The organism is Bacillus sp. UNC438CL73TsuS30, assembly GCF_000482325.1.
Classification (GTDB): Bacteria; Bacillota; Bacilli; order Bacillales; family Cytobacillaceae; genus Neobacillus.
In genome coordinates, this window is record NZ_KI535299.1 from 33554 (window position 1) to 48274 (window position 14721).

Below are 14721 nucleotides of genomic sequence, written 5' to 3' on the forward strand. Positions count from 1 at the left end.
CCTTAAACCTCCCTCGTAAAGGGAAATTCGACAGTCGCAACTGTGCCTTCACTCGTTCCCTCGATCCTAAAATGTCCCGATAAATCATGTTCAATCATCATCTTGACAATATCAAGCCCTAAAGATGGTTTCATGGTGGAGGTATAGCCAATTCCATTATCTTTTACCAGAACCCTTATGGCTGAAGCCTCTTCCTCGATCACGACATGAATTTGGCCTTCATTCCTCTCCGTAAAAGCATGCTTCACACAATTTTGGATCAATTCATTGATGACAAGGGCAACCGAAACTGCTAGATTTGATTTGATATAAAGCTTCGGTCCTGAATAATCAATCATAATCGTTTTTCCTTCATGATCATCACTAAAGACCAGCATATTGCCGATTTTCTCTATTAAACTGACAATCTCCACATCGTCCTGGTTTTGCGAGTTAGATAAAATGATTTCATACACAGAAGCAATACTTAAAATTCTGTTGAGGCTTTCAACGAAGTGCACCTTGCTCTCCTCAGGAATTCCCCTTCTCATCTGCAGGCGCAGTAGACTTGCGACTGTTTGCAGGTTATTTTTCACGCGATGGTGAATTTCGCGGATCGCCACCGTTTTGACGGTAAGCTCGCGCTCCTTTTCACGCAGCTCTGTTAAATCGCGAAAAATAATGAAGGAGCCGCTGTTTTGTTCATTTTGCACGAGCGCAATTTTTTTCATTTGAAAGACTTTATTCTGAATCGTCACTTCTTGAATCACAAGTTCATCTGAACGCAGACAGATTTCTTCTAAGTTTGGAAAAAAAGTGGTAAAAAAATTTCCGCTCTTACACTCCATCGAACACATTTCTAACACAAGGTTCATCGCCGCAGGATTCGAATATTGAATCCGTAAATCTTGGTCAATTATGAATAAAGACTCCTCAATGACTTCCGGAATAAACGGTCGGTTTTCGGCCATTCCCAATAATAGTTCACTGAGTGTCTCATTTGCTTCTGTTAGCGCTTTCAGTTTATTTTGATTTTGAAGCTTATCGCTATTGTCCTTCTCCATAATCAACGTGCCAATAACCCGGTTATGTACACCTATAATAGGAACCACACTTTGTTCAACTTTTTTACCTTCTTGTGTAAAGGCATGATTGAGAAAAAGCGGCTTTCCTGTTCGAAAGGCATAAAAAACAGCGGGTTCAAACGTTTCATAAGCAAATTTACCGACAACCGGATTTTTATAGACCGATTTAGCCGTTGAAGGTGCCGCCTCAGCCACGACAATCGCATGCTTTTTTTCCCGCGTTTGACAGTCGATAAATACATTTGCTTGATTCAGGTCCGCAATTAACTGTAGGTTTTGAACCACTTCTTGAATCTTTCGGATCTCTTCATCTGCTAGGTCTGTATGAAGCTGACATAAGGTTGCAACGGTGTTTATCTCAGTTTTAAGCATGTCTTAGCCCCAATCTTCTAATATATAAAAATATTGTATCGGGCATTTTTATTAGTGTCAATCTTCTGTTTTTTAAGGAAATGTTTCAAAAATAACAAATGACGCCCCAATTTAACTCAGGACGTCATTTAAGAAAATTGTGATGTTAAAATACGAATAAAACCAATTCTATTTACGCTGCGCTTTCAACCATTCCATTGCAACATTTGCATGTAATGCGGCACCATATTTAAATATCTCTTCCTTTTGATGCATGCGCGGATTGTGAACAGGTGCTTCTCCCTCTTTACCCGTACCTAAAACAACAAATGCGGAAGGAACTGCCTGAGAAATATGTGAAAAATCTTCAGATCCTCCCAATGTTCCTAAATCCGTTACATAATCCACCCCGACAATTTCTTCTAATGCCGGCATAATTTCATCTACAAAATTCGGATCATTATAGGTCGTAGGTGTATGGAAATCAACGATAGTATAATTACCTCGCCATGCTTTAACAACATGATCTATCATCTCTGGAATTCGGCCGCATAAATGATCTCTTGACTGTTGGTCATAGCTGCGCATATTCCCTTGTAAAACAGCCTTGTCCGGGATAACATTCGTAACGGTTCCTCCGCTCATCGCACCGATCGAAAAAGTAACACTTGAACTTGGGTCCACTTCGCGCGTGAATAATAAATTTAAACTTGTATACAATTGATTCATGATCATATTGGCATCGATGGTTTTATGTGGTTGTGAACTGTGACCACCATTACCTTGAACCTCAATAATATACGTATCCATTGCTTGTGATATGGTTCCTTTATGGACAGATAATGTGCCGGCTTCCTGGTCAGGCATGATGTGAATAGCAAAAGCTGCATCAACTTTTGGATTTTCCAAGAGTCCATCTTCAATCATTAACTTAGACCCATAACCCCACTCCTCACCGGGTTGAAACATTAATTTAACTGTTCCTTGTAATTTATCTTCATGATCTTTCAATAGTTGTGCAGCGCCTAACAACATAGCTGTATGGGAATCATGGCCGCAAGCATGCATTTTACCTGGAATTTTAGATTTAAATTCAGATTCATATTCTTCCTCAATCGGCAAGGCATCCATATCTGCACGGAGGAGAATACATGGTTCACCTTTACCAATAGTCGCAACTACACCTGTACATTCGAACTGTTCACCAAATCCTGCTTTCGCATATTTTTTAGTAATATCTGCTGGTACCACACCACATGGTTTATTTTCAATCCCCATTTCGTTCAACCGTTCACGAATATAATTTTGAGTGTTTGGAAGATCAAATCCGAGTTCAGGATATTGGTGTAAATGACGGCGATCCTTAATAATTTGTTCTTCATATCTTTTTGCTTCTTCAAAAAAATTCATGATAATCATCACTCCTATATATAATATTTTATATATAATATTATCTACTAAAATTTCATATTTTCCAAATACTTTTTTTTCAGTTGGTTCTAAAGATGGACATGAAACATATCCATAGGATGAGAAAAAAGGGGGTATGTGTATGAATTTTTCCTTGAATAATTTAACCGTTCCTGAAGTAATTAAAGCAACACAAGATAATATGATTGGACTTATGCATACCTGGGGAGGTTTATCCGATGCACTTCAAGTAATCGAAGACGAAAATTGTTTTCGAATTAAATCGCCAATTAAACACCCTTTATTTAACAATATTTTAAAAACAAAGGTTGATCAGGATGTTCATGGATTTGTAGATTCAATTGTAAACGATTACAAGAGTCAACAGATCCCTTTTCTTTGGCGCATCTGGGACCATGATGAACCAGATGAAATCGGGTCAGTATTGCTCGAAAATGGCGCCCAGCAAATTCCTGGTACAATCTTGATGGCAATCAACTTGGACTCCTTTCAACCACTCACACAACCTCTTCCTGAACTAACGATACAAACAATCGGTATGAAAAGAGATGCAGTAAATTTCTCTCAATGTGCCTGCACTTCATTCGGTATTCCAAAGCAATTTCTTGAGCCGATTGGTGAATTAATCCATAAAGAAGATCCCAATATCGTCAATTTTGTTGGTTATGTAGATGACACAGTAGTTTCGACTGCAACGCTTTATTACCGTAATGGAATAGCAGGAATCTACAATGTAGCCACCTTACTGGACTTCCAAGGAAAAGGCATCGGTATGGATATTATGACAGCGTTACTCTTCAAAGCGAAACATGATGGATATCATACAGCGATTCTCCATGCAACACCAGCCGGGCTGCGGCTTTACGAGAAGCTAGGATTTATAAAGTATGGGGAAATGAGACAATATTTATTTACTTAATGAAAAAAGCATTGGTTGCTTGAAAACCAATGCTTTTCCTTATTAAAGGATCAGATACATTTCATATTGTGCTAGGTTTCCTTTTTGAAAACCATGCTTTTTATAAAAACCTTCAAGTAAACTATTGTTTGGAAACCCAGTAGTCATTTTAGATAATTGGAGATTTTTACAGGCGGTTTGCAAAAGCTGTGTTGCAATGCCCTGACCTCTTACATTTTTATCCACCATTAAAAAACTTATCCCGCCGTTCGAAATGATGGATAGACATCCAACTAATTCTTCGTTTAAATAGGCCGCAAAATAATGGTTATGGGTCAATTTTTCTAAGAAATCGATATCATTCTGCCAGTTAATATGGTAGGTCCATTTTTGAATATGTGTTTGAAAATCATTAAAATCCAAACTTATTATGATGGCTTCTGATTTTGTTTCTGCCATTTTTAGCCCCGATAAATTCTGATTTGAGTAATAAACAATATCATAGATTTTTTCGTAGCCTAATTTTTTATAAAAATGAATCGCTCGGTCATTCCCAACGATTACTTCAAGAAAAAGCTGCTTACAGCCTTGTTTAACCGCCTCTTCTTTATGAAGTTCAAATAGCTTTTGGCTGATGCCATGACCCCTAAATTCAGGGTGAAGTGCTAATGTTCCACATCTCATCGTTTTAATCGTTTCATAATTTTTAATGCCGCCCAATATTACTCCAACAGGCTGTTGTTCATAAAAAGCGATGAAGGAAGTCTCTCTTGCATTGCCTTCAGGACCAAAAAAGCGATGGATAAAATCCGGCTCTGAAATTTCCATTTTTATTATATAATCCGAAAAACCACCTTGAAAAGCTTGGTGTATAAAATGATCCTTTACCTCAGAACATCTTTGATATCTTATTTTCGAATTGTCTACTATAAAACTCGTTTGTTCGTTTGACATTTGCATCTATAAGACCCCCAATCTTCCATTTTGCATTTTACCTGAATATTTAGTATTACCATAATAGATTTCTATGAGAAAGGTGGTTTCGCCTATTTGCAAAAATCTATTAGGTTAATTCCTTTAATACCTCGCCAATTTTCCGGTGATGAATCATCAAATCAGCTACATCATCCATTCCCGTTGGCTCCATATTGATAATGACGATTTTTGCCTCATTCTCTTTTGCTTCTTGTGGAAAAAAGTTTGCCGGTGAGACATTTAAGGAGGAACCGAGAACAATAAACAGCTCCGCTTTCTTTGTTTCCCGTGCTGCTTGTAATAAAGATGCTTCTGGCAACCTTTCGCCAAACAGGACAATAGATGGGCGGATGAATCCACCACATTCACAGGATAAATTTTGCTCCATAAATCTCGCAATTGGAAAAATATCTCGGCACTCTGAACAATGACAGGTTCTTAAGCTGCCATGTAATTCGACAACATTTTTACTGCCTGCTGACTGATGAAATCCATCCACATTTTGGGTAATAATCGCATTAAGTTTCCCTTCCCGTTCCCATTGGGCTAGAACATCATGCCCGATATTGTGCTTATATTTATCAATATTTTCAATCCGATTTTGATAAAATTCAATAAACTCATAGCGATTATTTTGCATCGCATCAGTGCTGACTAATCTCATAGGATTTTGATCTTTCCATAAACCGGATGAAGCGAAGTGAAAATCAGGTAGTCCGCTCTCCGTGGACATGCCTGCCCCTGAAAATATAACGGTATAATTCGATTCCTCCAGCCATTGTTTTAAAATTTGAATTTTTTCATCCATTTTCGCTCCCCCTTACTTTATATTTTACAAGTTTCCTATATAATGGAAATAACTAACATTAAGAAGGTGGTTTTTATGGATTTTGAGTTACCTGTTTTAGAAACAGAACGTCTCATTCTTAGAAAAGTAACGCAGGAAGATCTGGACGACATCTTTTCTTATGGTTCCATTGAAGAGGTAACCAAATATGTTACATGGAATACACACCGGTCGTTAGCCGACTCACAAGTGTTTGTTGATTTTGCTTTAAATCAGTATGAGCAAAAGAAAATTGCGCCGTGGGGAATTGAATACAAAGAAACGGGAAAAATGATTGGATCAATTGACTTTGTTTCCTGGCAGCATCATCATAAGGTAGCGGAAATTGGCTATGTTCTTTCACCAAATTATTGGGGAAAGGGCATCATCACGGAGGCTGCAAAGAGAATAATTCAATATGGCTATGAAGAAATGGATTTGGTGCGGATCCAAGCAAGATGTTTTGTTCAAAACATTGGATCTGCTCGAGTCATGGAAAAAACAGGCATGTCTTTTGAAGGCATCATGAAAAAAGCTATGTTTATTAAAGAGAAGCATTGGGATTTAAAAATGTATGCGATTTTAAAAGAAGAATTTCTAATAAAGGCATAGTTTGCACGGGCTCAGTGACCCATTTTCTGGATTTCGTATTTTGTCGGGAACTGAGGCTCGCCTTCGGTTACCTTGGACACCGGATTTTTCTTCTTTCGGGTATCGAGATTGGTCTTCGGTTACCTTGGACATCATATTTTTGCTCTTCCGGGCATCAAGACCGCTCTTCGATTACCATGGACACCGGATTTTGCTTCTTTCGGGCATCGAGATTGGTCTTCGGTTACCACGGACATCATATTTTTGCTCTTCCGGGCATCGAGACCGCGCTTCGGTTACCATGGACACCGGATTTTGCTTCTTTCGGGCATCGAGATTGGTCTTCGGTGACCGCTGAACCAGATTTTTTGCTTCTTCGGTCACTAAGACCACATATATCACTTTGAGTATATCATCTATATCCATTATTTAACATAATATTTTAGACCGATAATAACACATTTCTAAAGAATATCTACACCTAATTAAATATAATCAATTCGATAGCATAGAGTCACCCCCATTTTTGCTTAAGCATCTCAATCTCTTCTTTATGGCTAATTCCCTCATCATCCGGTGTTTCTAAAATAAAAGGAATCTCTTTTAAAAGTCTCGAAGGTATGAAGTTCTCAAATTGCTCTTCGTTAATATAACCAGGGCCAAAAATATTAGCGTGACGGTCTTTCTTTGAACCGGTTGGATATTTCGAGTTATTCAAATGTATGATTTTCAACTCTTCCCAATAGCCCAATTCTTGCCCTTTTGCAAACAAATCCTCAGCATTTTCACCGTTCCAGAGTCCACTTGCAAAAGCATGACAGGTATCGAGACCAAAACCGATTTTCTCTGGATATTCACATAAATTCCTAACTTGGACCAATTCTTCAAATGTGGTGCCAAGGGCCCCTTTCGTCCCCGCATTATTTTCTAATAAAACCAGACAAGTCCCTCTCCCACTGACTAAGAACCGAATTTAACATATCGAGCATTAGGTGATAGCTGGCCAGTGGATCTGTTTTGCTGATCTGGCTGCCAAAATGTACAACCACCCCTACCGATCCACATGTGTTGGCAATCTCCAAATCATTTAACAACGAGGCAATCGTTAATTCCCGTTTATCTTCCGTTGGCGTAAGACTTGTAGGATAGGGTGTATGGGCAACGGAAATTAGCCCATGCTCTTCGCAAAAACTTTTACAGCTGACCGCATCTTCCAAATCAAAATCTTTTACCGATAGACTTCTCGGGTTTTTCGGAAAATATTGAAAAGCGGATGCACCATATGCAACCGCCCGTTTAGCCGCTCCTAGATATCCATTTTTAATGCTGATATGACAACCGAATTTCATAAAACCCCGCCCAATCCTTTATTTGAAAATAGAGTTTACTAATTTCCAAATTTTATTCTTGGACCGCAATATCCCCAATAAGATTACCAACTATTTTTCAAAACAACTTTTCCTATAGCCTTTCCTGACTCCATGTACTCATGGGCTTCTGAGACCTCATCAAACGTTTTTACCTAAAAATAAGAAAATATCTCTAAGTAACATCTTAAAGGTAAGTAGTGTGAAAAGTAAAAAGATTTAAACTTTGGTCGCATTTTCGAGGGCACTTCAGGTTTTACGCTAGGAGAAGGAACCCCTTAATAAATTTCCTCACCTTTTAAGAACTCGCCAATACCTCAACAATCCTGTCCTCAATCTTCTTCCCTTTTTTCTCATCCAACAAATTATTCAACAAAATGGAAAAAATCAACTTTTCTCCTCTTTTTGTTTGTACGTATCCTGATAAGGAAGTAACTGTGCTAATCGTACCTGTTTTAGCCCAAACCTTACCTTTTGTTAACGGGGTCTTCAAACGGTACCTCAGGGATCCCCCTACCATTTTTTCACTTTCACCCGCGACCGGAAGTGAATTCAGGAAAAATGGAAACCAAGATTTGTGTTGGACAGAATATAGCAATTGTGAAATTTGGTTTGCTGGTATTAAATTCACATGGGATATACCAGACCCATCCCTGAGCAGCATGGTTTGCGGGTTGACCCCAAAATTCGGGAGCTCATTCTGAATGACTTCAAGCCCTTTTTCCCAGCTTCCCTCACCTTTCATGACTCGGCCCATTTCCTTTGTCAAAACCTCAGCATGGCCATTATTACTTAACTTCATAAAGGGAACGAGCAGCTTTGAAAGCGGCATCGAGGAATGACTGACTCTCTCTATTGCATCTTTAGGCGTTTTCCCTGTTGTAATTTTTCCAGTTAATTTAATGCCATGCTCGGAGAGGGATTGTTTAAATAGTGCAAGCGTATAGTTCGTTGGTTCCCATACACCGACCCACTCCCGTTCATTTTTACTATTCTGCGGAATGGTTCCAGAAATCGTGATGATATTATTTCCGTGTCCCCGCTCTATTTTAAGCTCTTTTTTAGCATCAGTTGACCCTGTTACCGCTTGATTGACTATTTTTACAAAGCTCGTTTTCGGTGACATCGATACAGTTGGTTTCAACCCCTTTTTGCTGCCCGGCTTAACACGTACAATAATCGTTCCTGCATCATAATCTTTATCCGGGGAAACGGTTAAAGCGGAAATTTGAGCACCATAGTAGGTGGTTTCATCCGACCAAGGTAAATCGGTTGAATATCGGACATGATCAAAATAGGAATCATCCCCAATCAGGTTACCCTTTACTTTAACAATCCCCCTCAGTTTAAGCTGCTTCGCCATATGATCAAGATCCGCTTTTAATAGGGTTGGGTCGCCCTTTCCTTTTAAATACAGGCTGCCATACAAGGTTTTTCCTTTTATCCTGCCTTTTGTCAGCACCTCTGTACGAAAGCGGTAATTTTCCCCCAAAGCATTTAGTGCCGCAGCTGCAGTCAACAATTTCATATTTGAAGCTACTCGGAGACGGGTGTCACCCATATGGTCATAGATGATTTGTCCAGTTGATGCTGACCGCACACTAATTCCAGCAATTGCGCCTTGTAAATCGGGTTCCTTCATAAGAAGAAGATTTAGTTTTTGGTCCAGAACTGTAGAGGCTTTGGCATGAATCGGGGTTTGGTGTATGTATGGTACTATCGCAGCAATGAAAAGCAAAAAAATAAATAGATAATTTTTTAAACTTTTATTCAAGCCTTTTTCAAACCACCTTTTTTCTTTAAAGTTTGTCCAAAAGTTTTCGAAAAAAATTTGTCAAACTAATCAAATGATATTTTTTACAACCGATATATTTTGATTAAGATATTCCCAATTTTGCGGAGCAGGCAGGCTTAATTGCCAAAAAGTAGTTCCTAAAAGCAGATACACGTCCATTAATTTATATTTTTCCATATAGCTCCGAATATCCTCAAACCAGACCACATGCTCCTCGTGATTTTTCCAATAACGATACCATGGCGATTTCGCGGTATTGTCAAACTGAATTTGTTGTCCTGTTGCAATCGCTTGGTTTTGAGCGGCAAGAACAGATAAAGCATGGGTTAAATGGGTTATAGCAATTTTGTCATACCCATAAAGAGGCAGAGCGATCTGCAATTTACGCGGATTGATTTGCGTTAATGAATAACGGACGACTTGCTCCATCCAAGTAATAGGAGCAATCGGATCAGGCGGCCCTGTTGGATACCCGTAATCAATGGTCATCACAGCGACAATGTCTGCTGCATTTCCAATCGCCTTATAATCATAAGCACCAATAATGCGATTCGTCGGAATATCAGCTGTCTTGGCATGAACATTCACATGAAGAATCAGATTGCCTAATGCCGTTTTTAAATCCGTTAGAAATTTATTGAAGTCCTGACGTCTTGGTGGAGGAATAAATTCAAGATCGATACTCACCCCGCCAAAACCTCTTTGAATGGTTAAGTGAACAATGCTTGCAATTAAATTCTGCCGATAAACTGGATTTTCTAACACCTTTCCTGCCAGCTCAGCACTAAAGTCACCTTTCGTATAATTTCGGATCATCAATAAAGGGGTAATGTTTAATTGATTGCATTTTGCTACGATGTTCGAATCCTCAATCTCATTAAAAGCAAAGCCTTCTTCCGTAAAGGAATAGGCAACGACTGCCAAATAGGTTAGTTGGTTAGCCAATGTATCAAGTGTGGAAAGAATATCTCCTATTGCAGACGGAACAATAAAGCCAAGGGTTGCTATTTCCATTTTTATCGGTGATGGAATTGCAATGATTTGACCGATAACTAGCCGATTTGGGCTAATACCCTGATTGGCTGCTAGAATCGCAGCGGTACTCGTATTAAATTGATTTGCTAATTGCCAAATATGATCCCCAGCTTTTATACGGTAATAGCGAATGGGCAGTATTTTATCAGGAATATAAAGGGCAAGGCCGGGTACGAGGGATGTTGTAGAAGTTAAACCATTTACATGGGCAACGGTTTGCAGGGGTATCCCATACATCGTGGATATCCCCCACAAATTCTCTCCTTTACGAACCACATGTACCGCCATATCATCACACCTTTTCTGTATCCTTTTAACCATCTTATGGAGATGATTGGCTAATATACTAGAGAGGGTGAGAAATTTTAGCTATATAAAGGAAAATAGAACTACGTATTTCCCTATTTATAACCGCGGATCGATTGGCTCCGCCTCGAGCGCCAATACGCCCAGCACACATTCATGTACTCTTTCCAATGACTCCCGCTGGACAAACCTTTGAACCGCTTCAAGTCCCAGGCAGAATTCCTTCAAGGCATTACGCTGCTTTTTCCCAGCATTTCTTTGTTTTAACCTCACCAGATTTTCAGGCTTTAAATAATCTATCCCGTAAATAATATGCAAATACTTGCGTCCTCTTACTTTAATGGCCGGCTGGAGGAGTTTTCCTTTATAGCGGGCCACAAAGTTTTCAGGTTTCACCACAAAACCTTCATGACCATTTTCCGTCATTTCCTCCCACCACTTGATCGCCGCCTCCATCGAAGCCTCATCCGATACCACCCGATATTCCGTTTCTATGAATAAGGAAGAAAGTCGGCTAAACTCACGATTCTTTTCCATGTGCCACACATGCGGTTGGTCGAAAAACGATTGATTGCTATGAGCAAGGGTATGGAATGGAGCAATTTGAATTCCCTCTATCCCTTCTGTTTCCCAGCAATAGTTTTGATAGACTTCATTAAATATCTCCGCTTCCACAAGCTCTACCTTCGTTTCCTGCAGCCACTCCGTCACACCTTTACCGTTTTCAATCGCCTTTTCAAGCATCTGCTTTATCTTCTTCCGATCCAGCAACGCCATTTCCCCAACATGCGCATATTGATTAAGAATCAATTCCTTCGCCTTCAAATTCCACGGGAGAATTTCAGCATCAAGCAGAACAAAATCAGTGTTGTGTTTTTCAAAATACCCTCCTAAGTCGCTATTAAGCATCTCCAAAATCCGTTCGCCTAAATCTTTTTGAAAAAATGGCCGTCCTGTCCGGGTATAAATGGTCCCCAATGTTTCCCTGCCCACATACTCTTTTGCTACTTGTTTGTTTTTAAAAAGAAACAAAATGCCACGGCTGCCCATATGTTTTTTCTCGACGACCATTTTATCGATTCCGTTTGCTTGGTAATACTCAAATGCTTCCAATGGATGCTCTAAATATCCCTCTAATCTTGATGGCTTTGGCGTTGGGCTCATCGTTGGCGGAATATAAGGGATTTCCTCAATCGGTACAGTAAAATGAGAAAGATCATCTAAAGCAGACTTGACTCCATCGGCCGCAATCGCAATATGCCTGTTTTGCTCTGTCGAAACAGCAAATCCATCAATAAATTTACGGATATTCGGCGGGGCAAGCCTTTTGCTCTCCCATTCCTTTAAAGGATTGTCAGGGACATTGGCATAATCTTGCTTCGCTTTCACTGAAACCAAATCCTTTTCGGGATAGCGAAATGCCGTTAACCTGCCGCCAAATACAACCCCCTGGTCAATATTCAAGGTATTGTTGATTTGCAAGGGCTGCGGTTTCGGGTCATGCCCCCAAAGAATTAGCTCACTTGATTTATGATAAAGCGTCCAATCCTTTCGCACCGGCTTCCCGTTTTCATTAAGGCCATCCGTATCTCCATAACGGCAAAAATCAGAAATCCTCTGGGATTGCTTGCCAATATAGTAATCTTTAATCCCAGCATGGACGGCAACAGCGACATTTACGCCATTTTTCTGGATGATATAATGCGATTTTGCCTCCAAAAGCATTTCCTTTAATTGTTTCTTAAAAGTATCCGATGCTTCTTTTCCAAATCGTTTTTCATAGTTTTCAAACTCTGCTTCAACCTTCTCATCCCCATGAGCAAGCGTTACTTGACGGCCATCTAACCAGCGGGCTATTTTCCAGCCATGATTACTGTCGATCATGTAAGCCAGCCCTGCTTCAACATGCTTTTGGAAAAATTGCAAGGTGTCAATGGAACGAGGTCCGCGGCTCATAATATCCCCTAACGAAAGAATTTTTCGCCCATCTGGATGAACATAATAACCTTGTTGGTTTTCCGCGTATCCAAGCTCCCCCAGTAATTCAATAGACTCGTCATAACAACCATGAATGTCGCCGATTATATCTATTCCATTTCCCACATCGATTACCATTAGGTTTTCTAAACGATGTATTTCTAGATCCCGAATTTCTTCTTCATTTAAAATAAAATAACGTTGAAAGCCTTCTTTTTTTATGGAACGAAGTGTTTTTTGGAACTGTTGAAACTGCTGTTTAATTCTTTTCCGACCGCGAGGGAATTCCCTTTCTTCATCCCTTTCCAGCAGCTTTTTTTCTGGAACGTTCAACACGATAGCTGCGGCTGGGACATGGTGTTTTTTTGCAATTTCCAGGTATCGCTCGCGATCTTCCACCCGTAAGTGCGTGGCATCAATCAGAGTTAATTTATTGAGACGGCAGCGTTTTTCAATTAAAAAATCCATTGCCTGAAATGCCTCTTTAGAAATTTGGTTGTATTCATCATATAATGCATCCGCCTCATCCCTTGGCCGATCATTCCAAGTGATAAATTCAACATCACTAACAAGAACGCGGAACTGATCCGAACTCACGACTTCAGAGGGGAGAATTACTTTTTCCGCAATTAATCGGTTTAAAACCGTTGTTTTTCCCGAATTAGAAGGTCCGATAAATAACACAATCCCTGCATGGGGCAAATGAATAGTCCTCATTATCATCCCTCTTTCCTTGTAAATAACGCCATTTGTGTCGGCTGCCCAAAGGTTGGATGCTCCTCACCAATCCCTTGAAATTGGACATGATAAGAAGATCCTTCTATCCACTCGGCGCATTTTTGCTGAAATTCATTTCGTGTCCATTCAAAGCGATGGTCATGATGTCGCATCTCCACATCCATTTCATAGACGACATTGTATTCCTGATTGGGTGTCGTTACGATGAGGGCCTGCGGGCGATAATCATGGAGTATCATTTTAAAAATTTTCCCCAACCGAGCTTCATCGATATGTTCAATGACTTCACATAAAATCAGAATGTCCTTATTTTGCAATCGTTCGTCAAAATAAAACAGTGAGCCCGCAATTGTGGTAGGTTCAATAAACCCGCCTTGTTCCTTCGCTTGATGAAACCGGTCCAAAGCACGTAACCGGGCTTTATTCGAGGGCTCTACCGCAAGTATCTCCTTTACGCCGTCTACAAAACCAAGCAAGGTCGATAACTTTCCTTCACCGGAACCAAGGTCAATAATCGTTTCTTTGTTTGGTAATCCTTTAATAGAATCAATTATCGTCTGATAGCGGAGGTCATTTAAACGAACCTTTGGCAGCTCAGGCTTAGGCGATTCCAGCTCAAAAAACTTTGATTGGGAAATCAAATTTTCAAATCTTAATGTCCGAGTAACAATCAACCTCTTTAACGGATGGTTGTCAAGCCAACCTTCCCCGTAACGATCAAGTTTTTCGATTTCTTTTTCATCAATAAAATAATGTTTATAGTTATCCATCACTGGGATGAGAATAAACACATGCTTCAGCGCACTTTGAAGGGACTGCTGCCCTTTTAAGGTAATAAATTTTGCCGAGCTTTTTTCATGAATTTTCTTATTCGCCGCGCCGCGTTCAAGGTTTACCTGATAGCCCATTGGTTCAAATAATGCGTGAATCTCATCATCCCCTAAATCAGTCGCAACCGGACCAAAGGCTAAGTCCATTTCAAAAGGATGCTGAACCCATTTCAAATATTCTTCTTGTGGTTTCCCATTTAACGCAGTGCCCAGTGCTTTACGAATGGCCGAAGTGAAAATACTGCTAACCGCAAACTCGCGATCATTGATGTAGGAGGTAATATCATATAAATCCGCTGAATTCCGCACTAAATCGATGGCATCCGGTTTTACATAAATCAGAAATTGGACCTCATTTGGTGTAAAGGTTGTGTAGACAATCCGGGTTTTGAAGCCCTTTTCGTCCCGTTCATAAAGATTATTAGGATTTTTAGCAAGAAGATAGGAGACTGTCTCGGCATCCTGCCCCCTTACTGTGACTGAAAGCTGCATGCTCTGCACCTCACTTTACGGAGTATCATTTTACCATTATTTCAC

At 39.9% G+C, this 14721-nt stretch carries 12 protein-coding genes and 1 pseudogene; 2 read left to right on the forward strand and 11 right to left on the reverse strand.

Annotated features, from left to right (window positions below; genetic code table 11):
- Positions 1-2: 2 nt before the first annotated feature.
- Complete coding sequence (locus tag M028_RS0127140) at positions 3-1436, reverse strand: sensor histidine kinase (protein ID WP_026576655.1); 1434 nt, start codon at positions 1434-1436, stop codon at positions 3-5.
- A 168-nt stretch (positions 1437-1604) separates the two neighbouring features.
- Complete coding sequence (locus M028_RS0127145; RefSeq protein ID WP_051591277.1) at positions 1605-2825, reverse strand: M20 metallopeptidase family protein; 1221 nt, start codon at positions 2823-2825, stop codon at positions 1605-1607.
- Between the two features lie 142 nt (positions 2826-2967).
- Here M028_RS0127145 and M028_RS0127150 point away from each other — a divergent pair, with 142 nt between their 5' ends.
- Positions 2968-3765 (forward strand): GNAT family N-acetyltransferase, encoded by a 798-nt coding sequence (locus M028_RS0127150; RefSeq protein WP_026576657.1) that lies wholly within the window; start codon positions 2968-2970, stop codon positions 3763-3765.
- Between the two features lie 42 nt (positions 3766-3807).
- Here the strand turns inward: M028_RS0127150 and M028_RS0127155 are convergent, their stop codons facing one another.
- Together M028_RS0127155 and M028_RS0127160 are read right to left on the reverse strand one after the other, a co-directional pair.
- On the reverse strand, positions 3808-4698 hold the full coding sequence (locus M028_RS0127155) for a GNAT family N-acetyltransferase (protein WP_155925857.1): 891 nt from the start codon (positions 4696-4698) through the stop codon (positions 3808-3810).
- Positions 4699-4807: 109 nt separating this feature from the next.
- Positions 4808-5527, reverse strand: a complete 720-nt coding sequence (locus M028_RS0127160) for an NAD-dependent deacylase (RefSeq protein WP_231510904.1) — start codon at positions 5525-5527, stop codon at positions 4808-4810.
- A gap of 75 nt (positions 5528-5602) precedes the next feature.
- Here M028_RS0127160 and M028_RS0127165 point away from each other — a divergent pair, with 75 nt between their 5' ends.
- Positions 5603-6157 carry a GNAT family N-acetyltransferase gene (locus M028_RS0127165; RefSeq protein ID WP_035424914.1) on the forward strand — a complete coding sequence of 185 codons (555 nt, stop codon included), beginning with the start codon at positions 5603-5605 and terminating at the stop codon, positions 6155-6157.
- Between the two features lie 493 nt (positions 6158-6650).
- On the opposite strand, the gene M028_RS34000 is transcribed toward M028_RS0127165, so the two are convergent.
- The 7 genes and pseudogenes from M028_RS34000 to M028_RS0127190 all read right to left on the reverse strand — a co-directional run bounded on the left by M028_RS34000 (position 6651) and on the right by M028_RS0127190 (position 14676).
- Positions 6651-7016 carry a TIM barrel protein gene (locus tag M028_RS34000; protein WP_331280343.1) on the reverse strand — a complete coding sequence of 122 codons (366 nt, stop codon included), beginning with the start codon at positions 7014-7016 and terminating at the stop codon, positions 6651-6653.
- Positions 7017-7056: 40 nt separating this feature from the next.
- Positions 7057-7485: a TIM barrel protein gene (locus tag M028_RS34005; protein WP_331280344.1), complete on the reverse strand. Its 429-nt coding sequence runs from the start codon at positions 7483-7485 to the stop codon at positions 7057-7059.
- A gap of 83 nt (positions 7486-7568) precedes the next feature.
- Positions 7569-7652, reverse strand: a pseudogene (locus tag M028_RS33170) (zinc-binding dehydrogenase); the annotation flags it as partial.
- Positions 7653-7801: 149 nt separating this feature from the next.
- Positions 7802-9277: a D-alanyl-D-alanine carboxypeptidase/D-alanyl-D-alanine endopeptidase gene (gene dacB / locus M028_RS0127175; RefSeq protein WP_026576661.1), complete on the reverse strand. Its 1476-nt coding sequence runs from the start codon at positions 9275-9277 to the stop codon at positions 7802-7804.
- Positions 9278-9346: 69 nt separating this feature from the next.
- The gene (locus tag M028_RS0127180; RefSeq protein WP_026576662.1) at positions 9347-10621 is read right to left on the reverse strand and encodes a LysM peptidoglycan-binding domain-containing protein; all 1275 of its coding nucleotides are present in this window, start codon (positions 10619-10621) and stop codon (positions 9347-9349) included.
- Between the two features lie 117 nt (positions 10622-10738).
- A complete protein-coding gene (locus M028_RS0127185) occupies positions 10739-13333 on the reverse strand; it encodes a polynucleotide kinase-phosphatase (RefSeq protein WP_442852807.1) in 2595 nt (864 codons plus the stop codon).
- Between the two features lie 2 nt (positions 13334-13335).
- Positions 13336-14676, reverse strand: a complete 1341-nt coding sequence (locus M028_RS0127190) for a 3' terminal RNA ribose 2'-O-methyltransferase Hen1 (protein ID WP_026576664.1) — start codon at positions 14674-14676, stop codon at positions 13336-13338.
- Positions 14677-14721 lie beyond the last annotated feature (45 nt).